This window comes from Sphingomonas desiccabilis (assembly GCF_004135605.1).
In the GTDB taxonomy this organism is placed as follows: domain Bacteria; phylum Pseudomonadota; class Alphaproteobacteria; order Sphingomonadales; family Sphingomonadaceae; genus Sphingomonas; species Sphingomonas desiccabilis.
In genome coordinates this window covers 446,781-472,334 of sequence record NZ_SDPT01000002.1, presented here as the reverse complement: position 1 = coordinate 472,334, position 25,554 = coordinate 446,781, and the positions used below count along the sequence as shown (strand labels likewise).

General features: G+C 70.2%; 24 protein-coding genes. 5 read left to right on the top strand and 19 right to left on the bottom strand.

Features of this window, described 5'->3' with window-relative positions; genetic code table 11:
• Positions 1-110: 110 nt before the first annotated feature.
• From EO081_RS10400 to EO081_RS10390, 3 genes are read right to left on the bottom strand one after another with little or no spacing between them, the layout of a single operon-like run.
• Complete coding sequence (locus EO081_RS10400; RefSeq protein WP_240697631.1) at positions 111-494, bottom strand: YdbL family probable chaperone protein; 384 nt, start codon at positions 492-494, stop codon at positions 111-113.
• The gene (locus EO081_RS10395) at positions 494-667 is read right to left on the bottom strand and encodes a YnbE family lipoprotein (protein ID WP_183947934.1); all 174 of its coding nucleotides are present in this window, start codon (positions 665-667) and stop codon (positions 494-496) included. The genes EO081_RS10400 and EO081_RS10395 overlap by 1 nt, the downstream gene beginning before the upstream one ends.
• 33 nt (positions 668-700) lie before the next feature.
• On the bottom strand, positions 701-3,901 hold the full coding sequence (locus EO081_RS10390) for an intermembrane phospholipid transport YdbH family protein (protein WP_240697630.1): 3,201 nt from the start codon (positions 3,899-3,901) through the stop codon (positions 701-703).
• Positions 3,902-3,993: 92 nt separating this feature from the next.
• Here EO081_RS10390 and radC point away from each other — a divergent pair, with 92 nt between their 5' ends.
• On the top strand, positions 3,994-4,692 hold the full coding sequence (gene radC, locus EO081_RS10385) for a RadC family protein (RefSeq protein WP_129341873.1): 699 nt from the start codon (positions 3,994-3,996) through the stop codon (positions 4,690-4,692).
• A gap of 386 nt (positions 4,693-5,078) precedes the next feature.
• On the opposite strand, the gene EO081_RS10380 is transcribed toward radC, so the two are convergent.
• A complete protein-coding gene (locus EO081_RS10380; RefSeq protein WP_129341872.1) occupies positions 5,079-5,537 on the bottom strand; it encodes a hypothetical protein in 459 nt (152 codons plus the stop codon).
• 207 nt (positions 5,538-5,744) lie between these two features.
• Here EO081_RS10380 and purB point away from each other — a divergent pair, with 207 nt between their 5' ends.
• Both purB and EO081_RS10370 read left to right on the top strand, forming a co-directional pair.
• Entirely contained in the window at positions 5,745-7,061 is a 1,317-nt protein-coding gene (gene purB, locus EO081_RS10375; protein WP_129341871.1) for an adenylosuccinate lyase, read from the top strand.
• A 108-nt stretch (positions 7,062-7,169) separates the two neighbouring features.
• Positions 7,170-9,347 carry a putative bifunctional diguanylate cyclase/phosphodiesterase gene (locus EO081_RS10370; protein ID WP_129341870.1) on the top strand — a complete coding sequence of 726 codons (2,178 nt, stop codon included), beginning with the start codon at positions 7,170-7,172 and terminating at the stop codon, positions 9,345-9,347.
• Between the two features lie 30 nt (positions 9,348-9,377).
• Here the strand turns inward: EO081_RS10370 and EO081_RS10365 are convergent, their stop codons facing one another.
• From EO081_RS10365 to dapF, 14 genes are all read right to left on the bottom strand, one after another.
• Positions 9,378-10,451 carry a type I restriction endonuclease gene (locus EO081_RS10365; RefSeq protein ID WP_129341869.1) on the bottom strand — a complete coding sequence of 358 codons (1,074 nt, stop codon included), beginning with the start codon at positions 10,449-10,451 and terminating at the stop codon, positions 9,378-9,380.
• Between the two features lie 174 nt (positions 10,452-10,625).
• The gene (locus tag EO081_RS10360; RefSeq protein ID WP_129341868.1) at positions 10,626-10,865 is read right to left on the bottom strand and encodes a CBU_0592 family membrane protein; all 240 of its coding nucleotides are present in this window, start codon (positions 10,863-10,865) and stop codon (positions 10,626-10,628) included.
• Between the two features lie 89 nt (positions 10,866-10,954).
• Positions 10,955-11,221, bottom strand: a complete 267-nt coding sequence (locus tag EO081_RS10355) for a hypothetical protein (protein WP_129341867.1) — start codon at positions 11,219-11,221, stop codon at positions 10,955-10,957.
• Complete coding sequence (locus tag EO081_RS10350) at positions 11,211-11,423, bottom strand: type II toxin-antitoxin system antitoxin (RefSeq protein WP_129341866.1); 213 nt, start codon at positions 11,421-11,423, stop codon at positions 11,211-11,213. Before EO081_RS10350 ends, EO081_RS10355 begins: the two co-directional genes overlap by 11 nt.
• Position 11,424: 1 nt before the next feature.
• Positions 11,425-12,312 (bottom strand): SPFH domain-containing protein, encoded by an 888-nt coding sequence (locus EO081_RS10345; RefSeq protein WP_129341865.1) that lies wholly within the window; start codon positions 12,310-12,312, stop codon positions 11,425-11,427.
• 493 nt (positions 12,313-12,805) lie between these two features.
• The gene (locus tag EO081_RS10340; protein ID WP_129341864.1) at positions 12,806-13,810 is read right to left on the bottom strand and encodes a mechanosensitive ion channel family protein; all 1,005 of its coding nucleotides are present in this window, start codon (positions 13,808-13,810) and stop codon (positions 12,806-12,808) included.
• A 51-nt stretch (positions 13,811-13,861) separates the two neighbouring features.
• Positions 13,862-14,383, bottom strand: a complete 522-nt coding sequence (gene pal, locus EO081_RS10335) for a peptidoglycan-associated lipoprotein Pal (RefSeq protein ID WP_129341863.1) — start codon at positions 14,381-14,383, stop codon at positions 13,862-13,864.
• Positions 14,384-14,487: 104 nt separating this feature from the next.
• Complete coding sequence (tolB, locus tag EO081_RS10330; protein ID WP_129341862.1) at positions 14,488-15,831, bottom strand: Tol-Pal system beta propeller repeat protein TolB; 1,344 nt, start codon at positions 15,829-15,831, stop codon at positions 14,488-14,490.
• A gap of 11 nt (positions 15,832-15,842) precedes the next feature.
• Positions 15,843-16,817: a cell envelope biogenesis protein TolA gene (locus tag EO081_RS10325; RefSeq protein ID WP_129341861.1), complete on the bottom strand. Its 975-nt coding sequence runs from the start codon at positions 16,815-16,817 to the stop codon at positions 15,843-15,845.
• A 28-nt stretch (positions 16,818-16,845) separates the two neighbouring features.
• Positions 16,846-17,286 carry a protein TolR gene (gene tolR / locus EO081_RS10320; RefSeq protein WP_129341860.1) on the bottom strand — a complete coding sequence of 147 codons (441 nt, stop codon included), beginning with the start codon at positions 17,284-17,286 and terminating at the stop codon, positions 16,846-16,848.
• A gap of 4 nt (positions 17,287-17,290) precedes the next feature.
• A complete protein-coding gene (gene tolQ, locus EO081_RS10315) occupies positions 17,291-17,983 on the bottom strand; it encodes a protein TolQ (RefSeq protein WP_129341859.1) in 693 nt (230 codons plus the stop codon).
• Between the two features lie 7 nt (positions 17,984-17,990).
• Positions 17,991-18,446: a YbgC/FadM family acyl-CoA thioesterase gene (locus tag EO081_RS10310; protein WP_129341858.1), complete on the bottom strand. Its 456-nt coding sequence runs from the start codon at positions 18,444-18,446 to the stop codon at positions 17,991-17,993.
• Positions 18,447-18,681: 235 nt separating this feature from the next.
• Positions 18,682-20,532 (bottom strand): dihydroxy-acid dehydratase, encoded by a 1,851-nt coding sequence (gene ilvD / locus EO081_RS10300; RefSeq protein WP_129341857.1) that lies wholly within the window; start codon positions 20,530-20,532, stop codon positions 18,682-18,684.
• A 328-nt stretch (positions 20,533-20,860) separates the two neighbouring features.
• A complete protein-coding gene (gene dapF / locus EO081_RS10295; protein WP_129341856.1) occupies positions 20,861-21,811 on the bottom strand; it encodes a diaminopimelate epimerase in 951 nt (316 codons plus the stop codon).
• Positions 21,812-21,854: 43 nt separating this feature from the next.
• Between dapF and EO081_RS10290 the strand changes: the two genes are divergently transcribed.
• Entirely contained in the window at positions 21,855-24,455 is a 2,601-nt protein-coding gene (locus EO081_RS10290; protein ID WP_129341855.1) for a DUF2339 domain-containing protein, read from the top strand.
• On the opposite strand, the gene EO081_RS10285 is transcribed toward EO081_RS10290, so the two are convergent.
• Positions 24,409-24,882: a DUF6456 domain-containing protein gene (locus EO081_RS10285; protein WP_129341854.1), complete on the bottom strand. Its 474-nt coding sequence runs from the start codon at positions 24,880-24,882 to the stop codon at positions 24,409-24,411. The genes EO081_RS10290 and EO081_RS10285 overlap by 47 nt on opposite strands.
• A 91-nt stretch (positions 24,883-24,973) precedes the next feature.
• Between EO081_RS10285 and EO081_RS10280 the strand changes: the two genes are divergently transcribed.
• Complete coding sequence (locus EO081_RS10280) at positions 24,974-25,537, top strand: helix-turn-helix domain-containing protein (protein WP_129341853.1); 564 nt, start codon at positions 24,974-24,976, stop codon at positions 25,535-25,537.
• The last annotated feature ends 17 nt before the right edge of the window (positions 25,538-25,554 follow it).

Below are 25,554 nucleotides of genomic sequence, written 5' to 3'. Positions count from 1 at the left end.
GGCCAGCACGGGGCGAAATCTACGCCGCGGAAAGGCGGCCGACAATGGGGCGCGCACGCCCGGATGCGGCCGGTGCGCCGCCGTTCTGGCGGAAACGGCGGCTCAGGCGATCAGACGCAGCGCGGATCGCGCTCCGGCGCGCCGGCGCCGCGGGTCTTCCAGCTGCCGTCCGGGCCCTTGTACTTCTCGCCCTGCCTGGTCTTGGCGATCAGGTTGCAGCCCGACACGAAGGCGAACTGCTCCACGGTCGCGCCGTTGCTGGCGCCGCGGGTATAGGCAGCCTTGCGCTTGATGTTGATGCTGTTGACCAGCGCGCGCAGCTCCGGGGTCGCATTGCCGACGATGCCGAGATAGCCGTCGGGCTGCTCGCCGACCTGCCCCGCCTCGCGCGCAGCCTCATAGGCCGGGTCGCGCTGCGCCCAGGCAGCACCCGCCATGCCGGTGACCGCCACCGCCGCGGCAGCCGCGAACACGAACTTCATTCCCTTGCGCATCAGAAAATCCCCGGGTTCTGCTGGATCAGGCTCTTCGCCTCGCCATCCAGACGGTACACCACTTCCTGCGTGATGTTGATGTTCAGGTTGATCTCGATCGGCTTGTCCGGCGCGCTCACGTTCACGCACGCGCTCGTCGCCGCCAGAGTCGCGACGCCCAGCGTCGCCGCCATCCACCTATGCATCTGCACGCCTCATCGTGTTGTTCATGGTCTATCGTCGCTTTCCCGGGGCTGAACGGGCGGGATCGAGCCCGGCGTCGCCGGCTTCGGCGCGGGCGCCCCGCCCTGCTGTTCCTGCGCTTCCATCAGCGCGGGCAGGTTGCGCTCGATCAGCCGGCCCGGATCATAATAGCTCTGCACCGAATCGATCAGCTGGCGGAAAGGCGCCTTGATCCGCACGTTGAAGACGAACGGCAGCCGCGCGAGCCGGCGGATCAGGAAGTTGGAGCTGGTGCCCTTGCCCTGGCTGACGCCGGAGAAGCGGATTGCGGTGATCATCTCGCCGGCCAGCGGCCCGTTCATCTCCAGCGTGAGGTTGCGGTAGTTGAGGCTCTTCAGCGCCTGGAACGCCAGATTGCCCCAGAAGCCGACATCCTCCTTGGACACCTCGCCCACATAGGCGATGTTGCCGCCGCCTTCGCGCGCCACCAGCCGCCCGCCCTCGATGCGGCCGCCGCGCTGGTCGAAGATCATCGGCAGCACCCCGTCGAAGGTACCGCTGGCGCTCAAATTCTCGAACTCGAACTCCTGCAGGAACAGGCCCGCATCCACCCCCGTCACGCGGAAGGTCATGCGCCGGTCCTTTTGCGGCGCGAAGTCGAGCACCGTCGGCTCCAGCACCATCTCGCCGCCCGCAAGCGGCCAGCGCCCGCCCTCGATCTGGATGCGCTGCTCCGGGATCAGGCGATAGCGCAGCTGCCCGTCCTTGAAGGGGATGCCCGGATTCGCCTCCCCAATGGTGAGCAGCTGGTTGGGCGCCGTCACCAGCCCCAGGAGGTCGGTGAAGTGGACCTCGCCCGCAATGCCGGTCGCGGGGCCAAAGGCGGCCGCCAGGTCGATGTCGGCGGTGCGGAAGGTGCCCGTGCTGGTCACGCCGTCCGCGTTCCAGGCGATGTGCCCGTCGCCCGACACGCTGCCCTTCACCTCGGCGATCACGCCGAAGGTGAGCGGCGTCAGTTCCTCGGGCTGGAAGTCGTCGCCAAAGGCGATGCCCGGCACCTTGAGGTCGGCGGTGCCGGCGCCCGTCCCGAGCTCGTGGGTAATCGCGACGGTCGCCACGGTCACCTGCTTGGCGGGATGCTTGAGCGTCCCGGTCGCGGTGATGGTGTTGCCCGCGAGGGTGAGCGCGACATCGTCGCTCGCCAAGGTCTCGAACCGCCGCTGCTCGCCGGTCTGGGTGTCGTCGAGCTTCAGCCCGCCGGCGAGCTTCAGCACGCCCCCGGCAAAGCGCCAGTCGCCCGCCGCGCCCGACAGCAGCAGCGGCACGTTGGCGATCTGCCCTGCCGCATCGGCAAAGCGCCCGCCGACGCCGCCGCCCGCGATCCGACCCTCCAGCCGGCCCGCGTCGATCCGCGTCACCCGCTCCGGCGCACCCAGCCGGCTCTCCACGCCCTCGAGCGCGAAATCGAGGCGGGCGAGGTCCAGCCGCCCGCCACGCATGGCCAGCGTCACCGGCGTGCCGCCCAGCCGCCCCGCCAGTCGCGTCGCACCCAGCTGTGCGCCGCCGCCCAGCCCGGCGCGGTTCACCGCCACCAGCGCCCCGCCGGTCGGGCAGAGCCGCAGCCGCGCAGGGTCCAGCACCAGCGAGGACACGGCCAGCCGCTGCCACGCGACGGTCGTGCAGTCGGGGTTGACCGCCACCGCGGCACCCCCGTCCCAGCGGCCCGACAGCGGCACCACCAGCCCGTCGACGCGGCCGTCCGCCAGCGGCCCGCTCAGCGTCGCCTGGGTGCCGAAGCGGGTACTGCCGTCGCCCGCGCGGGTGAACCGCACGGGGGTGAGCGCCAGCCGCGCGCCGCCCGCCGCATAGGGCCGCACGATCGCGGTGCCGGTGACGGCGCCGCCCGGCTGCGCCTGCGCCAGCTGGATCGCCGCCTCGGGCAGGCCGCCGCCGCCGATCGTCAGCGTGCCGTTGAGCGACGGACTGCCGTCCGGCCAGCCATAGGCCACGCCCTCGGTACCCGAGAGCACGACCTGCGCGCCGCTCGCGCCCTGTGCCGACAGTCGCCGCACCACGAGCCGCCCGCCCTTGGCACCGTTGGTAGCGTCCAGTTCGGCGCCCGCGTCGAAACGCCGGCCGGCAGCGACGCCTGCCTTCGCGATCGCCGCCATCAGCGGCCCGACCGGCGATCCCGCGCCCGCCGTGCCCAGCCCTGCGACCTGCCGCAGCGTCGCTGCCGGCAACGCGGCCCCGCGCACCCGCGCGCTGCCCTGGAACGCCTGCTCCGCCCCGATCCGGTAGCGGCCGTCGATCGCCAGCGCCTCGCCGGCGATCCCGGCCGCGGCGAACGCGCCGCTCTCCAGCGTCGCCTGGCCCTGGGTGTCGCGCGCGCTGCCGGTGAAGTCGACGCGGCCCTTCACGCCGCGCACCCGGGCGCCGGCGCCCGTTACCCCGGCGGCGGCAAGCTCGGCACGCCCCTGCCAGCGATCGAGCCGCTCGCCGAGCGTCAGGTCGATCCGAGTTGCGAGCCCCGCCAGGCGGGTGTCGCCGCACGCAAGTGATCCGGCCCGCACCGGCCCTGCGATCGTCGGCCGCGCGTCGGCGATGCGGATCGCAACCGCCGCGCGCAGCTGCCCGGCCGTGCAGGCGCCGCCGATCCCCAGCCGTTCGGAGACCGCGGCGAGGTTGCCCGAGAAGCCGTCGTCCAGCCGCCCGCTGCCGCTGAGCTTCAGCCCCACCACCCCGTCCGGCGTCTCCAGCCGCATGCGTGCGTCGCCGATCTGCGCGTCGAGGGCGGGCAGCGCGAACGGCTTGCCCGAGGGGGCCGGCATCAGCTTGTCGATCGCGCCCAGCGACACCTTGCCGTCCACCAGCCGCCCCCGCAGCCGCACCCGCCCGACCCGCACGCCCGTCACCTCGGGCCCGCGCAGCGTCATGCGCGTGCGCAGCTCCGCCCAATCGGCGACGAGGTCCGGGTTGCGCGGGTCGCCGATCACCACGTCGGTCAGCCGCTGGCGCCCGAAGGTCAGGTCGGAAATCTGGTAGCGGGCAGGCACGCCCCGGTCGGCCAGCGCGCGGCGCACGAAGCTGTCGGCGATCGGACGCCGGGTGAACCACAGCGCGACCAGCGCCAGCAGCAGGACGAGCGCCACCGCCAGCGCACCGCGCCTGCGACGCGACCAGCGCCGCCGCCCGGGCAGGTCCTCCGGCGTGTCGATCGTCCCAGGCGTCACGCGGATTGCCACTCTCCCATCGCCAGCGATCGTTACGGCCCCCGCCAAACGGGTCAAGCGCCACGATTGCGCCCGGGCCTTGCACCGCCTAGCCTCAACGCGCCATGAACGCATCCGCCCCGCCTGGGCCCAGCACCGACGGCACCGGCCACCGCGCACGGCTGCGCGGACGGCTGCTCGACGACGGCGGGGAAGCGCTGCTCGACCATGAGCTGATCGAGTATCTGCTCGCCCTGGCGATCCCGCGCCGCGATACCAAGCCGCTCGCCAAGGCACTGCTGCACGAGTTCGGCGGGCTGGGCGGGCTGTTGTCAGCGGACCCCCGCGCCATCGCGCGGGTGCCGGGGATGGGCGACACCGCCGTCGCCGCGCTCAAGATCGCCCACGCCTCGGCGATCCGCATGCTGCGCGGCGAGATGGCGGCGCGCCCGGTGCTGTCCAACTGGCAGGCGGTGCTCGACTATCTGCACGCCGAAATGGCGTACCACAGCATCGAGCGGGTGCGGGTCCTGCACCTTAACGTCCGCAACATGCTGATCCGCGACGAACTGGTGGCGGAAGGCTCGATCGACCAGGCGCCCATCTATGCGCGCGAGGTGATCCGCCGCGCGATCGAGCTCGGCTCGGCGGCGATCATCCTGGTCCATAACCACCCCAGCGGCGACGTGACGCCCAGCCGCGCCGACATCGACCTCACCCGCATCGTCGTCCAGGCCGCCAGGCACCTCGACATCGCCGTCCACGACCATGTCGTCATCGGCACCCAGGGCCATACCAGCCTGCGCGCCAAGGGGCTGATGTAGGGGCGGCATCGGGAAAATCATACGCGCCGCGTACCCACGCGAGGACACCGCAACTGGGCCCCGGCCTTCGCCGGGGTACGAAGAAGTGCGAGGATCGAAGAAGATATGCGGGTTTGAAGACCACGCGGCTGAGCTCATTCGATCAGCAGCCTATACCATCCCGTACCCCGGCGAAGGCCGGGGCCCAGTTGCGGTGATCTTTCAGCAGGGACGCAGACCGTCGCCCCTATCTCCTACGGAACCAGGATCTCCGTTCCGCCCTCCTGCCACCCCACGTCGAACCGCTTTCCCCAAAAGCAAACGGCCGCCGGACAGACGTCCGGCGGCCGGCACCGGCCCAGGGGAAGGAGGCCGGAATGGGGTGCTTGCGGTGACCCGCTGCGGGATCAGCCCGCCGCGCTGGTCAGGAAGCTGGTCAGCTCCGCCTTGGACACCGACTTCGACTTGTCCGTATCCGCCTGGGCAAAGGCCTGGGTGATCCAGGTCTTCATCTGCGGGCTGTCGGCCGTGGCGCCCGGCTCCGTCGCGGAGCGCAGCGAGGCCATCCAGGCGCCGAACTGCGTCTGCGTCAGCGTGTCCTTGCCGCCCGAATATTTGGCGAAATCCTGCTCGACCACCTGCGCGATCTGCGACGGGGTGGCGGCCGTGGACGCCTGCGCATCCGGTGCCGACTGCGGGGCTGCCTGCGTCGTATCGGGCGTGGTCGCCGTCGGCGGCAAGCTTTGCTGCTGCGCACCCGGCGTACCCATCCCCGCGGACGGACTTCCCGTCGTGGTCTGGCCGGTCTGCGCCAGTGCAGGCGCAGCAACCGTCATGGCACCGATCAGAAGAATCTGCTTCAACATCTTCAGCCTCCATTTCCGATGTTTGCGCGCACCGGCACGTTGTCGGTGCAGCGCATCTGGCTGTGAAAGGAATATAGGCATCAATTCTTGGTTTTCACCACCGGTCGGCCATCTTTGGGACGACATCTTGTCGGCTTTTCCGCTCGACTCGGGGGCAAAGCGTTGGCATTCGGCGGCCAATCGAAACTTGCAGACAGGCAGACCCGCATGGTTCCCCGCTACGCCCGCCCCGAGATGACCGCGATCTGGTCGCCCGAGACTCGCTTCGCCATCTGGTTCGAGATCGAGGCGCACGCCACCGACGCGCTCGCCGAACTGGGCGTGGTGCCCAAGGAAGCCGCGGAGAAGATCTGGGCCGCGCACGAAGCCGCGGGGCCGTTCGACATCGCCCGCATCGACGCGATCGAGGCGGAAACCAAGCACGACGTCATCGCCTTCCTGACCCATGTGTCGGAGCGGACCGGGCCGGAGGCGCGCTTCCTGCACCAGGGCATGACCTCGTCCGACGTGCTCGACACCTGCCTGGCGGTCCAGCTCGCGCGTGCGTCCGACATCCTGCTCGCCGACCTCGACCGGCTGCTCGAGGTGCTCAAGCGCCGCGCCTATGAGCACAAGCTCACCCCGACGATCGGCCGCAGCCACGGCATCCACGCCGAGCCGGTGACCTTCGGCCTCAAGATGGCCGAGGCCTATGCCGAGTTCGCCCGCAACCGCGCCCGCCTGGTCGCCGCGCGCGCGGATGTCGCGACCTGCGCGATCTCGGGCGCGGTCGGCACCTTCGCCAACATCGATCCGCGCGTCGAAGCCTATGTCGCCGACAAGCTCGGTCTCTCGGTCGAGCCCGTCTCCACCCAGGTGATCCCGCGCGATCGGCACGCGATGTTCTTTGCGACGCTGGGCGTCATCTCCTCCTCGATCGAGCGGCTCGCCACCGAAGTCCGCCACCTCCAGCGCACCGAAGTGCTGGAGGCGGAGGAATATTTCTCGCCCGGGCAGAAGGGCTCGTCGGCGATGCCGCACAAGCGCAACCCGGTGCTGACCGAGAACCTCACCGGCCTCGCCCGCATGGTGCGCAGCGCCACCATCCCGGCGATGGAGAATGTGGCCCTGTGGCACGAGCGCGATATCTCGCACTCGTCGGTCGAGCGCTACATCGGCCCGGACGCGACCATCACCCTCGACTTCGCGCTCGCGCGGCTGACCGGCGTGATGGACAAGCTGCTCGTCTATCCGGCACGCATGCAGAAGAACCTCGACCGCATGGGCGGGCTGGTTCACTCGCAGCGCGTGCTGCTGGCGCTGACCCAGGCCGGCGTGAGCCGCGAGGACGCCTATCGCCTGGTCCAGCGCAACGCGATGAAGGTATGGGAATCGGACGGCGCGCTGTCGCTGCTCGACCTGCTCAAGGCCGACAGCGAAGTCACCGCCGCGCTCTCGCCGGAGGAGATCGAGGCTCGCTTCGACCTCGACTATCACTTCAAGAACGTCGACACGATCTTCGCCCGCGTCTTCGGCGAGGCGTGAGGCGCGCTGCCCGGCTGCGGGCCGCGCGCGGCCGGGCACGCCGTTTGGCTAACGGAACCTTAGCCTTTTGAACCGCATAGCGGTCTCTCCTTGTCGGCCGGAGACTGCATGCGCCTGCCCCCGCTCCTCTGGAATGAGGAAGAACGCCTCGCGGCGCTCGCCGAATATGACGCACTCGGGCCCGACGTGGACCTCGGGCTGGACGAGATCACCCAGCTGGCGTCGCGCATCTTCGGCACCGCGAGCGCTGCCGTCTCCTTCGTCGCCGACGACCGGCAGGTGTTCCACGCGGCAATCGGCACCGACATCTCCACGACGCCGCGCGAAATCTCCTTCTGCGCCCATGCGCTCGCCGAGGAGGCGGAACTGGTGGTGCTCGACGCGAGCAGCGATCCCCGTTTCGGCGACAACCCGCTGGTGACCGGCACGCCCTTCATCCGCTTCTACGCCGGGGCGCCGCTGCGCACGCGCGACGGCTACAGCATCGGCACGCTGTGCCTCATCGACCCGCACCCGCGCAGCCGCTTCACCGAGGCGGATCGTGCGAACCTGCTGGCGCTCGCGGCCATCGTCATGAACCGGCTGGAGGTGCGCCGCCTCGAGATCGCCCGCACCATCGGCCAGTCGCGCTTCCGCAACATCGCCGCCACCTCGCCCGACGCGATCGTCGTGGCGGACCATCACGGCCGCATCAGCTTCTGGAACGCAGGCGCGCAAAGCATGTTCGGCTTCACCGCCGAAGAGGCCGAAGGAAGGGCCATCGACATCATCGTGCCGCCCAAGGCGCGGGGAATGCACGACGGCGGCCTCATGCGTGCCGCGCACGGCGGCACCACCAAGCTGATCGGGCGCAAGGTCGAACTGGTCGCCCTGCACAAGGACGGCCGCGAGTTCCCGATCGAGCTGTCGCTCTCCATGTGGTCGGAGGGCCCCCACGCGGCGTTCGGATCGATCATGCGCGACCTGACCGAGCGGCGCGCAGCCGAGGACCGGCTGTTCCGCATGGCGCATTTCGATCCCCTGACCGAGCTTCCCAACCGGGCGGCGCTGCTCGACCGCACCTCGGCGCTGGTCGCGCGCGCCGAACCCTTCGCGCTGCTGATGCTCGACCTGGACCAGTTCAAGGACGTCAACGACACGCTCGGCCATTCGGCCGGCGATGCGGTGCTCAAGACGATCGCGGCACGGCTGCTCGGCTGCGTGGGGGCGCTCGACACCGTCTCCCGGCTCGGCGGCGACGAGTTCGCGATCCTGCTGCCGGGCGAGGATCCCCGCGCGCGCGCCACCGCCGTCGCGGACTGCCTGACCCGCACCGTCGCCGCCCCGATCCCGCTGGAGGGGCAGGACGTCCATGTCAGCGCGAGCGTGGGCATCGCCGTCTTCCCGGGCGACGGCGCCGATGCGGAGGAGCTGCTCTCCGGGGCGGACCTCGCCATGTATCAGGCCAAGAGCGAGGGGCGGCACTGCCAGCGCTTCTACGCGCCCGCGCTGCGCAGCGCCGCCATCCATCGCCGCGCGTTCGAGGGCGAGTTGCGCGATGCGCTCGATCAGGGCCAGTTCCGGCTCTTCTACCAGCCCCAGGTCCGCCTGGCAGACGGCGCGCTGCTGGGTACCGAGGCGCTGCTGCGCTGGGCGCATCCCGAGCGCGGGCTGCTGGCGCCCGACGCCTTCCTGCCGGCGCTGGAATCGGGGAGCCTGGCGCATGACGTCGGCCTGTGGGTGCTGGAGGCGGCGTGCCGCCAGGCTGCCAGATGGCGCTCGGCCGCCCCCTCCTTCGTGGTCGGCATCAACCTGTTCAGCGCGCAGTTCCGCGACGGTACGCTTGCCGAGCGCGTCCGCGCCGCGCTCGATCGCCATGCGCTGCCCCCCAGCGCCCTGGAGCTGGAGGTGACCGAGAACATCATCCTGCGGGAAGACGAGACGATGCTCGCCCCGCTGCGCACGCTCCGGGCCCAGGGGGTGGGCGTCGCGCTCGACGATTTCGGCACCGGCTATGCCTCCTTGAGCGTGCTGAAGCGCTATCCGATCAGCCGGATCAAGATCGACCGCGGCTTCATCCGCGACCTCGTCGAGGACAAGACCGATGCGGCGGTAGTCACCGCGATGGCGTTCCTCGGCACCATGCTCGGGATCGAGGTCATCGCCGAGGGCGTCGAGACCGAGGCGCAGCGCGCCCTGCTCGCCCAGTGCGGCTGCACGATCGCCCAGGGCTATCTCTATGGCAGGCCGATGCCGGTCGAGGCGTTCGACGCCCTGCTCCCCCCACCCGCGACCCGCGCCGCCTGAGGATTTCCAACAAAGCAGGCAATCGAGCGATCACTCCTTGCCGATCGTCCCATCCAGTTCTTTCAGACGAGCATCGATCATCGGAGCCAGTTGGTAGATCGCTGTGAGTTCCGGTAGATGATGTCGCGTTTCATCCTTGCCGGAGAAGGTGCCGAAGTACTTCACGGTTGCAGCGTTGAACCACATCCGGGCGATCGTCTTCCGGTTGTTGTCGTCCAGAAGGATCGCGCAATAGGACTTTGCGTCTCGAAGGATGACGCGCTTTGGATCGACCAAACGGGACGCGATCGCCTGGACGATGTGGAAACCAGAGATTTCCTCCGGCGTGGTAACAACACCGTCCTCCGCCGCAGCGGGCTCCTCACCTCCACTCTCAACCGGCGCAGGGGCCGCTGCATTGAGTGCCGATGAAAGTCGTTCGTTCACCAGATCGCGAACAAGCGCGCTGATGGTGGAAACGAGCATCTTCGTGAAGTTCTCCTTCACTGCTGGCGTCAGTCGTCCATCATGCACCCGGCGCGCGAGCAACTCGACGAGTCCTTCGGACGGTTCCGCGAACTCACGCTCCAGCTCCTTGCGGAGCAGCGACTGGACCTTCAGGTTTCCAGCTTCCTGAACGATCTTCTCGATGTCGAAGCTCGCCTTTCCGAACTTCTCAAGGGTCTTGACGTCGGTTGGTTTCAACGCATCCATCGAAAACGAAAAGAACGGCCTCTCATCCATGATGTTCGGTTTTTCGACATCGGAAAAGAACTGGTAGTTTACGCCATTGGTGAGGACGGCCAGCCGCGCGTCTGTTGCCGTGAAATAGCGAAACAGCTGCGATGCGTGTCGAACGTTGAGTTCCGAGGCAGCCGGCTTGCACTCGATCAGAACGTCCACGCTCCCGCTTTTACAGATGGCATAGTCGACCTTCTCGCCCTTCTTGGTGCCGACGTCCGCGGTGAACTCCGGCACCACCTCAGCCGGATTGAACACGTCGTAGCCGAGCGCTTGCAGAAACGGCATCACCAAAGCGGTCTTCGCTGCCTCCTCCGTCAGAAGGACCTCGCGATGTTCCACACTACGCTTCTGCAACTCGGCCAGTTTGACTGCCAGGTCCATACCGCCCCTCCTCATCCAAGGAAAAGATGATTGAAGCTTTTGGGAGTCCGATCAAGTATCCTTTTGCCCAATACTTCGACGGACCTTCCCGATTTAGGTCTGGTCCCTGGCCGAAATCGGCACGGCCGCCTAATATTCGAGATGCTGGCCAAGGCTGAACGTTACAAGGCCTCGCTACCCCCGCCGGACGCGCAGCCCTGCCAGCGCGAGCAGGCCGATGCCCATCCAGATCGCATTGTTGAACACGCTCGGCAGCGCGCCGTGCGCCCAGCCGTTGATCGCCATGCCGAGCGCGCCGGCGACGTTCATCAGCTGATACGGCACCCCGCGCGCGTCCAGCCGGCCGGTCGACAGCAGCGCATAGGCGAGCAGGATCAGGAAGGATCCAGACCAGCCGACCACCTCGATCCACATCGCCCTTCCCCCCGCTTCCTTCGCCCTCCCTCTCCGATGCGGCGGCGGCGGGGGCAAGCCCGTCCGGACGCGGGGGCTGCAAAGCCTGGCTATTCGTCCTTGCCGCCCCAGCGCCAGTGCCATCCGCCGCGCGTGTGGGTGGCGGAGAGCCCCAGCACGGCGATCGTCAGGACGCCCACGAAGATGCCGAAGCCGATCGGATGCTTCGGCGCCACATAGTGCGACCCCAGCAGCAACAGCGCGAGGTAGCCGCCCAGCAGCACCCATCCCTGCCACGCGATCGGCCAGCCGGTGCCATAGCCGAAGCGCTTGGGGGCGAACCACACGTCGTCGTCCCTGCTTTTTTCATCCGCCATGGTCGCTCTCCTTGGGCGGCCGGCCGCGGCGGACCGGCTGGGGATCGGCAAGCTTCACGCCCCGCTTCGCCAGCGCCTCGCGCAGCAGGCATTCGACCTGCGCGTTGACGCTGCGCAGCTCGCCCGCCGCCGAGCGCTCGATCGCCGCATAGAGCGCGGGATCGAGGCGCAGGGGGAACGCCTTTTTCGGGGGCGCAGCCACGTTACTGGTACAGCGAGCCCGCGTTCACGACCGGCTGGGTGTCGCGCTCCGAACAGAGCACCACCATCAGGTTCGACACCATCGCCGCGCGGCGCTCGTCGTCGAGCTCGACGACGTTCTTCTCCGAAAGCTGGGCGAGCGCGGTCTCGACCATCGAGACGGCACCCTCGACCAGCTTCTGGCGGGCAGCGATCACCGCCTCGGCCTGCTGGCGGCGGAGCATCGCCTGGGCGATCTCCTGCGCATAGGCCAGGTGCGTCAGCCGGCATTCGTCGACCTGCACGCCCGCACTCGCGACGCGCTCCTGCAACTCGACGCGCAGTTCCTCGCTCACCACATCGGCGTTGCCGCGCAGCGTCATCTCCTCATGGGTGAAGTCGTCGTACGGATAGCGCGATCCGATCGCCCGCACCGCGCTCTCGATCTGCACCATCACGAACGCCTTATAGTCGTCGACGTCGAACAGCGCCTGCGCGGTGTCCGCTACCCGCCACACGACGTTGGAGGCGATCTCGATCGGGTTGCCGCGCAGGTCGTTCACCTTCAGCCGCTCCGACGTGATGTTGTGGATGCGCACCGAGATCTTGGACTTGGTGAGCCACGGCCAGTTCCAGCGCAGCCCCGTCGTGCGATCGGTGCCGCGATAGTCGCCGAACAGCAGGATCGCCGCCGCCTGGTTGGGCTGGAGCAGGTAGAAGCCGCAGGCCACCAGCAGCAGCGCGACCCCGGCGACGATCAGAAGCGCGATCCCCCAGAAATGCACCGGTGCGTTGAGCCCCCCGACGGCCCCGAGCACGATCAGACCGAGCCCCACCAGCAACATCACGAACCCGTTGTACGTCGTCGCCGGCCGCTCCAGGCTCTGCCGCAACACCCGATCCGATGCCATCTCCGCCTCCCTGTTTAATGTGATATCACTTTTATATCATGCGCGGGGGAACGCAAGCGGGATCGGAGAGCGGGATGGGAGGCCAACAACGGGCGGCATCGCGAGCAACCCTGGGCTCCTGCCTTCGCAGGAGCACGGAAAGCGCAGGTGGGTGAGGCTTCTCCTCCATCCTGACGAGAGCCTGGCTCGAGCGCCGCTCCGCCGAATGCCAAGGCGTCGTATCGGGGATGCTGAGTCCGGTGCGCCTGAGGAAGCGCGCAACCCCCGCCCCCGCCGCTCCCGCGCTCCTGCGAAGGCAGGAGCCAGGGTTCCGCGCGCCACCCTCCCTCGCTCAGCCGAACCCCGCCCGCGAGCACCAAAGGGACGCCCCGCCCGCACGACCCCGTACCCCGGCGAAGGCCGGGGCCCAGTTGCGGTGCCTTTGCAACTACGCGCTCCGCTCACAACCGCCTTCCCACCCCGGCCTCTGCCGGGGTACGCGGAAACGCGGCGCTCAGCGCTCCCGCGCGCCCTCCGCGACGACGCGCGCGCCCTCATCGACAGCGCCTTCGCGCCGCCCAGGCCGCCGCGGACGGGGCGGCCGGGCGCCTGCGGGCCAGCCCTCGCGCTGGCGGGCGCGGTCGCCGTCGGGCTCCTCGGTCTGGTCGTGGAACAGCACCATCTGGGTCGGGAACGGCAGGTCGATGCCGTGCGCGATCGCCGTCTCGTACAGCGCCAGCACCACGCGCGAGCGGGTGTGGACCACGCTGGTGCGCTTCGATTCGGTCCACCAGCGCGCACGCAGCGTGATGTAGTTGTCGTCCAGGCCCCAGGGCAGCACCTCCGGTGCCGGATCCGCGACCACGCCCTCCACCTTGCGGATCGCCTCCAGGAACAGCTCGGCCGCATGGGCCGGCTTGTCGCCATAGCCGATGCCGACGTCGAACTGCTCGCGCCGCACCGGAAAGGCCGTGTTGACCATCACCGGCGAGATATAGAGGTCGGCATTGGGGATGATGACGCGCCGCCCGTCATAGGTCTTGATCAGGGTGGCACGGCTCTGGATGTGCTCTACCGTGCCTTCGTAATCCTTGATCACGATCTGGTCGCCGCGCCGGAACGGCCGCCGCATCAGGAGCAGCAGGCCCGCGAACAGGTTCTGCAGGATTTCCTTGAAGGCGAAGCCGATCGCGACCGAGCCGATGCCGAGCGTCGCGAGCACGTCCGCCGGCTTCACGCTGGGGAAGACGATGGTCGCCGCCAGCAGCAGCGCCGCCACCATCACCGCACCGAACGCGAGCGAACCCAGCAGCGCGCTCAGGTCCAGGCGGTGGCGTCGCCGCCCGACCCGCCGGATGCTCCAGGCGACCGCCTTGCCGACGCCCCAGGCGACCAGCAGCAGCACGATGGCCGCGGCGATGTTGGGGAGCTGCAGAAAGAAGCCGTTGACCCAGGCGTGCAGCTTGGCGGTGACGAGGTCGACCGGATCGCGGATCGCAGGCGGCTGGACGGGCTTCATGCCCGAAGGGAACGCCGCCGGAACCAGAGCGGTTCCGGCGGCGGCTGGTGGTTACTGGAGGACGACGGTCACCGCGCGGCGGTTCTTCGCATAGGAGCTCTCGTCCGAGCCGAGCGCCAGCGGACGCTCCTTGCCGTAGCTGATCGTGGTGATCCGCGCCGCAGAGACGCCGCGTGCCGCCAGATAGTTGGACGCGGCGTTCGCGCGACGATCGCCCAGCGCCAGGTTGTACTCGCGGGTGCCGCGCTCGTCGGCATGCCCCTCGATGGTGACGCGCACGTTGGGATAGCGCTGCAGCCACGCGGCCTGGCTGTCCAGGATCGAGCGCGCCTGCGGGTCGATGTCATAGCTGTCGAGCGCGAAGTTGACGGTGTCGCTGGCGACCGACTGCTGGAAGTCCTCGCGGCTGCCCGGCACCACGCCGGTGCCAGTCTGCGCGCCGGTGCCGGCGCCGTCGGTCGGCGCCACGGTCTCACCCGGGGCCGGGGGCAGCACTTCCGGGCGCTTCTTCGCGCACCCCGCGGTCGCCACCAGCGCCGCCGCCACGATCAACTTGCTCGTCAGTTTCGCCATCAGCTGTCTCCTCGATTACAGATGTATATTCCGCCACAACCCGATGCGGCGGCAAGTGCTAAAGCCTGGTTTCATGACGCCCGCCTTGCGGGTGCCGGCGCCCGTCAGGGGCGCAGCGGCCCCCAGCTCGGGTCCGAGCCGTCGAGCGGCGTCGGGATGCGGCGGACGTTCTGCCCGGTGAGATCGACCGACCAGACGTCCGCCTTGCCCGCCCCGCCCTGCGACGCACGGAAGAAGGTGAGGACGCGGCCGTTGGGCGACCAACTCGGTCCCTCGTCGCCCCAGGCGTCCGACAGCAGCTTCTCGCCGCCGCCCGACGGGCTCATCACGCCGATGCGGAAGCTGCCGCCGCCCTGGCGGGTGAACGCGATCAGGTCGCCGCGCGGGCTCCACGCCGGGGTCGCATAGCGGCCCGATCCGAAGCTGATGCGCTGCTGGTTCGATCCGTCGGCGTTCATCACATAGAGCTGCTGCGTGCCCGAGCGGTCGCTCTCGAACACGATCTTGCTGCCGTCGGGCGAATAGCTGCCGCCGGTGTCGATGCCGGGCGAGTTGGTCAACCGCTGCGGCGTGCCGCCCGACGCCGACACGCGATAGATGTCGGTGTTGGACGCCTGCGCCATGGAGAAGATCACCCAGCGCCCGTCCGGCGAAAAGCGCGGCGCGAAGGTCAGGCTGGCGTTGCGCACCAGCAGCCGCTGCCGGCCGGAGCCGATGTCATAGACATAGATCGCCGGCCGCTCGTTCTGGTAGCTCATGTAGACGATCGACTGCTGGTTGGGCGCGAAGCGCGGCGTCAGCACGATCGACTGGCCGTTGGTCAGGAAGCGGTGGTTGGCGCCGTCCTGGTCCATGATCGCCAGCCGCTTGATGCGCTTGCCCTTGGGCCCCGTCTCCGAGACATAGACGATGCGACTATCGAAATAGGGGCCCTCGCCCGACAGGCGGGTGTAGACGGTGTCGGCGCACTTGTGCGCGGCACGGCGCCATTCGGCCGGCGTCACCACGAAGCCCTGGCGCGTCAGCTCGGTGCGCGCGAACACGTCGTAGAGATAGCAGCCGACGGTCAGCGTGCCGTCGCCATTGGCGCGCACGAAGCCCTGCACCAGCGCCTGCGCCTGGGTGCCGGCCCAATAGCCGAAGTCCGGCGCTGCGGCCTGCGCGAACGGCACGGCGGCGACGCCCTGCGGCCCGCGCGGCGTGAACAGGCCGGAATTCTTGAGGTCGTTCGCCACCACCTCGGCCAGCTGGCGGCCGAGCGCGCTGGTCTGGCCGGCGGCGGTGCCGACGTCGCTGGGCGTCGGCATCACCGGCACCGCGATCGGCATCGGATCGGAGATGCCGCCCTCGATGTCGACTTCGACCTGGGCATGGGCGGGCGCCGCGGCAAGGCCGAAGCTGAGGGATGCCAACGCAAGCGTGGCAAGGCGGGACAAGGGGATACGCATGGCTCTCTCCGTCAGCCGGGCAGCTTGTAGTTGATGGTGATGTTCTTCCACCCGCCTTCGTACAGCTCGTCGGGCAGTTCGAAGGGGGCGCACTGGATGATCGCGGCCGCCGCGAGCTCGCCCACGCGCTGCGCATAGCGGCCGTTCTCGTCGTCGACGCCGGACTGGCCCATCAGCTTGGGACGCGCGGTCAGGCTGCCGTCCTTCGCCATCTGCAGGTTGATGCGCGAGCGGATACGGTTGGCGCCCGGCCCCGGATTGGTGATCCGGTTCGCGCAGGGCTGGACCTGGCGGCTGATCGCCGCGGCCAGCCCGGCGAGCGACTGTGCACCTACCTGTGCCGCACGCGCGGTCTGGCCCTTGCCCTTCTCGGCTGCCGTATCGGCCAGGCTCTTGGCGAAATCGGCGCCCAGGCGCGACCCGCGCGGCTTGGCCGCCTTGGCCGCCGCGTCGGTGCCACTGCCTTTCGCCGGTGCCGCCTTGGGCTTGGCGGCGGCCGCAGCGGGCTTCGCCGGGGCAGGCTTTGCGGCAGGCTTTGCGGCCGGCTTCGGCGCAGCCTTGGGCGCGGGCTTCTCCGCAGGCTTGGGCGCAGGCGCCGGCTTGGGCTTGGGCGGCTGCGGCTTGGGGACCGGCTTGGGCGCGGGCTGCGGCCTGGGCGCCGGCTTCGGCTCGGGCCTGGGCTCGGGCTTCGGCTGCGGGGCCGGCGGCACGGGGGCCGGCTGCGGCTCGGGTTCGGGCGCGACCTCCTCGGGCGGCGCCGCATCCTCGGGCATGCCCTGGTCGGGCGCCTCCGACTGATCGGGCGCCTCGGTCTCGGCGGGCGCGGTCGATTCCAGCGCGACCTCGTCCACGAGGCTGACGTCGATCGGCGGCGACAGCTTCAGGTCCTTCGGCTGCTCGCCCTTCCAGACGAGCGACAGGCCGACGAACAGCAGCGCATGCCCGATCGCAGCCCCGCCCAGCGCCCATTTTTCCGTACGGCTCATCGCCGCACCTCCGTTGGCAACCGCACGATCAGGGCGCATCCCCCTGCGTCGACACCAGCGCTACGCGGTTCAGCCCCGCGCGGTTGAGCTCGCCCATCACCCGCATCACCCGGCCATAGTCGAGCGCGGTGTCGGCGCGCAGCATCACCTGCCGCGGCTCGGCACCGGTCGGCTGGCTGCCCACGATGCGCGCCAGCTGCTCGGGCAGCGCCTGCTCGCTGACGGGCGTGTCGCCCAGATAGATGCTGCCGTCGGCGGCGAGCGACAGCTGCACCGGCTCCTGCTCCTGCTCCAGCCCCTTGGCGCGGCTGTCGGGCAGGTTCACCGGCACGCCGGTGGTGAGCAGCGGCGCCGTCACCATGAAGATGATCAGCAGCACCAGCATCACGTCGACCAGCGGGGTCACGTTGATCTCCGCCATCGGCGTGCGCCGGCCCTTGCCGCGGCTGGAGGGAAGCTGCATCGCCATGGGCTTAGTCCACGCCTTCGAGCTGGCGGCTCAGCGTCGCGTGGAACGCGTCGGCGAAGCGGTTGAGCCGCGCCTCCACCTGGTTGATGCGGTGGCTGTAGCGGTTGTACGCGATCACCGCCGGGATGGCGGCGAACAGGCCGATCGCGGTCGCGAACAGCGCCTCGGCGATGCCCGGCGCGACCACCGCCAGGCTGGTGTTCTGCGCCTGGGCGATGCCGGTGAAGCTGCGCATGATGCCCCACACGGTGCCGAACAGGCCCACGAACGGCGCGACCGAGCCGATCGTCGCCAGCACGTTCAGCCGGTCCGACAGCTTGTCGACTTCCTCGGCGACGGCCGATCCCATGCTGGTCGCCAGCCGCTCGCGCGTGCCGTCGCGGTCGATGGTGGTGCTCGCGGTCGAGCGGCGCCATTCGCGCACGCCGGCAGCAAAGACGCGCGCGACGGCGCTCTTGCCGGTCACGTGCTTCTTGTGGAACGCGTCGATGTCCTCGGTCCGCTCGAACTCCTCGACGAAGTCCTCGGTGTCGCGGCGCACGCGGCGCAGCCGGCCCAGGAAGGTCAGGATGATCGCCCAGGTCCAGATGCTGGCGGCCAGCAGGCCCAGCATCACGAACTTCACGACCCAGTCCGCCTGCATGAACAAGCCAATCGGCGACATGGAGGCCGCGTCGGTATTTACCAGAACGTCCATCAGGCTCTCAGCTTTCCTTCCAGATCAGGGTCTCGAACGTGCGCCGCCAGGCCGGCGGATGCCGACGCGGGGTGCCCGATGGTGCCACGAACGCCACCTCGACCTCCGCTTCGGCTACCAACACCGAACCCTGCATTACTCGTTGATGAATGACGACCGACGCCGCGCGCAACGTCGTCATGCGGCTGACCACCACCAGCGCGTCGTTGAGCCGCGCAGGAGCCGCATAGCGGATGTGCAGGTCGCGGATCGCATAGGCGCCCTCGCCCGCCTCGAATGCGGCGCGCTGGTCGCAGCCGGTCAGCCGCAGCATGTCCGACCGCGCCCGCTCCATGTAGCGCAGGTAGTTGGCATGGTAGACCACGCCCGACAGGTCCGTGTCCTCGAAATAGACGCGCAGGGCGAACCGGTGTTCGGCGCCGTCGAAGCGGCCTTCGCTGGGGCAGTCCAGGGGTGGCGTCATCCGCGCGGGTCTAGCCGAGGCGGGGTGGAGGGGAAAGGGTGTGCGGGCTGCCTAGCGCCTTCTTCCGTCATGCTGACGCGTCGGTGGATCGCGAACGTGATCCAACCCCTGCCGTACCCCGGCGAAGGCCGGGGCCCAGTTGGGAAGGCGGCTGCGGGTCGTGCGCCCCATCGAGGGCCACCGCAACTGGACCCCGGCCTTCGCCGGGGTACGACTACGCTTCCGCCCTCGCGCTTCAGTCCTCCACCTGGCGCACGTCGCGCACCGCGCCGCGCGCGGCGTTGGTGGTGAGCGCGGCATAGGCCCGCAATGCCGGCGACACCTCGCGCTTGCGGCCGAACGGCTTCCACGCCTTCGCCCCGCGCGCCTCCATCGCCGCGCGGCGCTCGGCGAGCACCGCGTCGTCCAGGTCCAGCCGGATGCCGCGGTTGGGGATGTCGATCAGGATCGGGTCGCCCGTCTCCACCAGCGCGATCAGCCCACCCTCGGCCGCTTCCGGCGAGACATGGCCGATCGACAGGCCGGACGTGCCGCCGGAGAAGCGCCCGTCGGTGATGAGCGCACAGGCCGCGCCCAACCCCTTCGACTTCAGATAGCTGGTCGGGTACAGCATCTCCTGCATCCCCGGGCCGCCCTTGGGCCCTTCGTAGCGAATCACCACCACGTCGCCGGCCTCGACCTGGTTGCCCAGGATCCCCGCCACCGCCGCGTCTTGGCTCTCGTAGACCCGCGCGCGCCCGCGGAAGGTCAGGATCGAGTCATCCACGCCCGCGGTCTTCACGATGCAGCCTTCGGGCGCGAGATTGCCGAACAGCACCGCCAGGCCGCCGTCCTTGGAGAAGGGATGCTCGGTCGAGCGGATCACGCCATTCTGGCGATCGGTGTCGAGGTCCTCCCAGCGCTCGGACTGGCTGAACGCGGTCTGCGTCGGAACCCCACCGGGGGCTGCGCGGAAGAAGTCGCGCACCTCCTCGCTGTTAGTGCGGCCGATGTCCCAGCGCGCCAGTGCGTCCGCCATGGTCGGCGCATGCACGGTCGGCAGGCTCGCGTCGATCAACCCGCCGCGCTCCAGCTCGCCCAGGATCGACATGATGCCGCCGGCGCGGTGGACGTCCTCCATGTGCACGTCGGCTTTGGCCGGCGCGACCTTGCACAGGCACGGCACGCGGCGCGACAGCCGGTCGATGTCGGCCATGGTGAAGTCGACCCCCGCCTCGTGCGCCGCCGCCAGCAGGTGGAGCACCGTGTTGGTGGAGCCCCCCATGGCGATGTCCAGGCTCATCGCATTCTCGAACGCGCCCATGGTGGCGATGCCGCGCGGCGTGGCGGTCACGTCGTCCTGCTCGTACCAGCGCTTCGCCAGATCGACGATCAGGTGCCCGGCCTCGCGGAACAGCTTCTCGCGATCGGCATGGGTCGCCAGCGTCGAGCCGTTGCCCGGCAGCGACAGCCCCAGCGCCTCCGTCAGGCAGTTCATCGAATTGGCGGTGAACATGCCCGAGCAGCTGCCGCAGGTGGGACACGCCGAACGCTCGACCGCGGCCACTTCCTCGTCGCTGTAGCTCTCGTCGGCGGCGACCACCATCGCATCGACCAGGTCGAGCGCGCGCTTCTTGCCCTTCACCACGACCTTGCCGGCTTCCATTGGCCCGCCGGACACGAACACCGCCGGCACGTTGATGCGCAGCGCCGCCATCAGCATGCCGGGGGTGATCTTGTCGCAGTTGGAGATGCACACCATCGCATCGGCGCAATGGGCGTTGACCATATATTCGACGCTGTCGGCGATCAGCTCGCGACTGGGCAGCGAATAGAGCATGCCGCCATGGCCCATCGCGATGCCGTCGTCGACGGCGATGGTGTTGAACTCCTTGGCGACGCCGCCTGCCGCCTCGATTTCGCGCGCGACCAGCTGGCCGAGATCCTTGAGGTGGACGTGCCCCGGCACGAACTGGGTAAAGCTGTTCACCACCGCGATGATCGGCTTGCCGAAGTCCGAATCCTTCATCCCCGTCGCGCGCCACAGGCCGCGAGCGCCGGCCATGTTGCGGCCGTGGGTGGTGGTACGGGAACGATATACAGGCATGGGCTCTCTCTTCGAAGTCGCGCCGCCCTACGCGAGCAAGACCCGCGTCCGCAACATTTTATTGCGCGTTTTCCGTCCTGAGGGAAATTTCAGGAATGGGCCTGACCGGGTGATGGCGCCACCTCAGCCCCAGAAAGAACCCCTACCCCGGCGAAGGCCGGGGCCCAGTTGGGGACCGGTGGCGATGCTCACCGTCCACGGCCAGAGTCCCACCAGTGCTCCAGCGAAGGCAGGAGCCCAGAGTTTGCAAAAGCTGCCCCTGGTTGCTCTGCTTGGCACTGACTCCCTGCCTGCGCAGGAGCACGTTTCCGCTGGAACGGCAGCGAATTCAGAGCCCCGCCAGCATCCCCTCCCACGCGGCAATCTCGTCCGGACGCCGCGCAACCACCTCCAGCGCACCCAGCGCCCCGCTCGCAGGATCGAATTCGATCCGCCCCTCCCATTCGAACGTCGCATTGCCCGCGATCGTCACCTCGGCAGCCTCGGTGGCGCTCGCCCGCACCATGCCCCCACGGTTGAACACCCGCGTCTCGCGATCGAATGGAATCCGCCCGGTCCGCGCCGCCGCATAGGTGGACGCCGCCATCGCGCTGCCGCAGCTGTTGGTCAGCCCCACGCCGCGCTCGTAGGTGCGCACGAACAAGGCCGGCGCGTCCTCGCTGCCGCGCACCTCCACGAAGCTGACATTGCCGCGTGCGGGCAACAGCGCCGGCGCCGCCTCGCACCAGTCGCCCAGCGCCACCAGCTCCGCCTCGTCCACCTGGTCGACGAAGGTCACCAGATGCGGGTTCGGCATCGCCACGGCCGTGAAGGCACGCGCACTCGGCAGCCCCGCGATGGGCGCATCGATCACCTCGGCTTCCGCAATCCGCAGGCCGACGTCGGCGGCGAGCGTCGACACCGGCCCCACCCGCGTGCGGATGGTGGTGACGCCCGGCGCCAGTTCCGGCTGCAGCCGCGCCTCGGCATCGCTGGTCTTCAGCAGCACCCGCGCGTCCGCGATCCCCAGCCGCTCGAACCCCAGCCGCGCGGTGCAGCGCACGCCATTGAGGCACGTCTCCGCCTCGCTCCCGTCCGAGTTGAACATCCGCATCCCGAACGCATGGCCATCGTCGCCTCGGGTCAAAAGCAGCAGCCCGTCACCGCCCACCGGCCCGTTGCGATCGGCCAGCGCGCGCGCCAGTCGAACCCATGCGTCTTCCGGGAGATCCAGCGCGCGCGCATCCACCAGCGGGAAGTCGTTGCCGGACCCGTGGCATTTGACGAACGCGATCTGCATGGCCGGACACTCCTGAAGGACGCCCGCGCATATAGGCGAGCCGGTGCGCGCGTCCACGCGATTGCGTGCGGACTTGCGCGCGCGGCTGTGGCACAACCCGCCCGTGGACCTGTTGATGACGCTCACCTTCGCCGGCCTCGTCGTGGCGATCTTCGCGATGTGGCGCCGGCTGGCGGCCGTGGAGCGCGCGGTCCGGCACCTGCGTGTCGAGCTAGCGGAGGCGCAGCTTCAGGCGCAGTCCGAGCCGCCGGTGGCCGCTCGGCCCGCCGTAGCCGCGCCACCTCCGGTAGAGCGCCGCGACGAGCCGGCAGTGGTCCGCCGCCCCCTCGATCCGGCCAGCGTGGCCCCCGCCTCTTCCGAGTCAATGCGCCCGCCCGAGCCCGCCGCCCCGCCGCGGCCGCGCTTCGAGATGCCGAGCTTCGAGGCGCTGGTCGGCGGCCGCCTGCCGGTGTGGGTCGGCGGCGCCGCGCTGGTGCTCGCTGGCGTCTTCCTGGTGCGCCTATCGATCGAAAGCGGCCTGCTCACCCCCGGCATCCGCACCGCCCTTGCCGGGCTGTTCGCGCTGCTGTTGCTTGCCGGCGGCGAAGTCGCCCGCCGCCTGCCCGCCACTCGCGACGACCCGCGCATCGCCCAGGTGCTCGCCGGCGCCGGCATCGCCAGCGCCTATGCGACCCTCTACCTCGCCGCCGCCGCCTATGATCTGGTGAGCCCGCTTGCCGGCTTCGCGATCATGCTCGCGATCACCGGCGTGGCGCTTGGCCTTGCGCTCCGCCACGGCCCGCCCACTGCCGTCATGGCGCTTGCCGGCGGGTTCGCGGCACCGCTGGTGGCGGGCTTCGACGCGGCCGGCATCGGCCCGCTGCTCGTCTATCTCGGCCTGTTCGTGGCGGCACTCCTGTGGCTGGCGGTCGCACGCGGCTGGGTCTGGCTCGCACTCGCAGCCGGCGCCTCCGCGTTCGGCTGGGCCGGTTTCCTGCTCGCCGCAGTCCGCGCCGACGAAGTCGCTGGCGTTGCCGCCTTCATCGTCGCGCTCGCGCTCGGCGTCACCCTCGCGCTCCCCTCCGCCGGCATCCAGCGCCCGTGGCTACGCGCCGCGCCGCTGGTCGCAGGGCTCGCGCAGCTGCTGCTTGCCGCGCCCCTGCTCGACTTCGGCCCGCTCGCCTGGGGCTTCTACCTCGTCCTGTCGGCCGCCGCGCTGTTCCTGGCGTGGCGCGATCCCAAGCTGATGCCGGCGCCCGTCGCCGCGCTTGGCCTGGTGCTGGTGCTGCTCGGCGTCGGGCTGATGCGGCCCGCCCCCGGCGTGACCGCCACCGCCGCCGTCCTCGCTACGCTGCTCTTCGCCGTCCCCGGTCAGCTGCTGTCGCGCACGAGCCGCGGCTGGGCCCTGCTCGGGGTCGTCGGCACCGTCGGGCCGGTGCTCGCCGCCCAGCTCGCCGCCACCAGGCTGCTCGCCCCCTCCTTCTGGTGCCTGCTCGACCTGCTGCTCGCCGCCGCCTGCGGGTGGCTGAGCTGGCGCCACCGCGAGCGCGCCAACGACCAGGACGTGGGCCTCGTCGGCGGCGCGCTCGCCGCTGCGACGCTGCTCGGGGCGGGCCTCCAGCAGATCGTGCCCGGCGCGCTGGTCGCCCTGCCGCTTGCCGCCGCGATGGCCGCGCTCGCCGGCTGGGGCCGCGCCACCGGCGATGCGTCCGTGCGCCGCCTCACCCTCCTGCCGCTGCTCGGCCTGCTGGTGCTGGCGCTGATCCCGCTCGCCCAGGTGACGGAAGCGTTCGGCCGCTCGCTGTTCGGCGAGATGCTGCCCTATCGCCTGCTGCCGCCGCTCCGCGACATCCTGCGCTTCCTCGCGCTCCCCACCGCCGTTCTGGTCGCGATCCTGTTCGCCGACCGGCAGAGCTTCGGCCGCGCCCGCCGCATCGCCCTCGCCATCGCGGGCGGTGCGGTGCCGCTGCTCGCCTATCTCCTGCTCAAGCAGCCACTCGCCATCGCCGAGCCCGCGGCCTTCGCCGCCGTTGGCTTCATCGAGCGCGCGGTCATCACCCAGGCGCTGCTCCTCGCCGGCTGGGCGCTGGTGCGCAACCGCCGCCTCCCGCGCGTCGCAAACCTGCTGCTCGCGCTCGGCGTCGCCCGGATCGTCTGGTTCGACCTGATGGTGTTCAACCCCGCCGGCGTGCCTCAGGCGGTCGGCGCGGTCCCGCTCCTGAACGCGGCCACGCTGCACCTGGGCGTCGCCGCCGCGCTGTTCTGGACGCTGCCGCCCCGCCGCGGCACGCGCCCGATCGCCGCCGCCCTCACCCTGCTCGCGCTGGTCGCCACCGTGCGCCAGCTGACCCACGGCAGCGTCCTCACCGGCCCGCTCGGCACGGGCGAGAACTGGGGCTATTCGGCCGCGATGCTGGGCCAGTCGCTGTTCTGGCTGTGGCGCGGCATCACCGCGAAGGCATCCGACCTGCGGCTGCTCGGCCTGCTGCTGCTCACCGCCACCACCTTCAAGGTGTTCCTGGTCGATGCCGCGGCGCTGGAGGGCGTGCTGCGCATCCTCTCCTTCCTGGGCCTCGGCTTCGCCTTGATCGGCATCGGTTGGGCCTATCGCCGCTTCCTCACGGGAGCCGGTAGTGCTCCGCCAGCCGATCGAGCGCCAGCGTAAGCACCAGCCGCCCGGCCCGCGCCGGCCAGCCCAGCGCTTTCTCCGCCGCCGGCAGCCCCTCGCCCGCGCACACCACCCGCCACAGCACGTCGGCCAGGCCCGGTCCGGCGGCGGCGATCGCCGCGTCGAAGCGGCGCCTGGCCGACAGCTGCGGCCCGCCGGGCTCTACCGCCTGGGGCGCACCCCGGCTGCCGCCGCGCGGCCCGGCATCCCAGCGCATCGTCACCCGCGGCCCCAGCGACGCCCGCTCGTAGTCCTCGCGCAGCTGCTCGCCCGCGTCGAACTGGCGCGGGCTCACCAGCCCGCGCGCGCGCAGCCACGACAGCGGCGATTCGGCCAGGTTCACCGTCACGCCGCGCCGCCCCCGTGCCGGCGGGGTGCCTGCCACTCGTTCCCCCTCCAGTCCGCGTTCGGCCAGTTCGCGCATCGTCCGTCTCCATCCTCGCGACTCGCCCTTGCCACATCGGCTTGTTTGTAGGACAGTGACAAACCGATATGGTTTGTTGCGGGAGCCGGAGATGATCACCGCCATTCGCGAAGTGCGCCGTGCCAAGGGGCTGACGCTGGAGGAGGTGGCGCTGCGCTGCCGCCCCGCCACCACCGCCCAGACGATCGGCCGGCTGGAGACGGGGACGCGCACCGTCTCGATCGGCTGGCTCAACCGCATCGCGGAGGCGCTGGGCGTCGATTCCGCCGATCTGGTGAAGCTTCCCGACCGTCCCGACGTCGCCGTGGCCGCGATCCTCGATGCCGGCGGCGCCGCCGCCCCCCGCCGCGCCGCCACGGTCGCAGCACCCCGGATCGATCCCAGCCTGGTCGCCGTCACCGTCTCCGGCAGCGTCGGCGACTATCGGACCGGCGACGAGATCTGGTGCGCCCGCCTCGCCCCCGATGCGTTCGGAAGCGCCATGAACCGCGACGTGCTGGTCCCCCGCCCTGCCGGCCGCTTCGTGTTCGGCCGCCTGCTCGCCCGCGGCGAGGGCAAGCTCCACCTGCTGCCGCCGGGCGCGGGTGCCCGCCAGCAGGTGGTGCCCGAACCCGCCTGGCTCGCCATGGCCGTGCGCCTGGTGCGGACGCTGTGATGCCGCGCGCTCCGCTT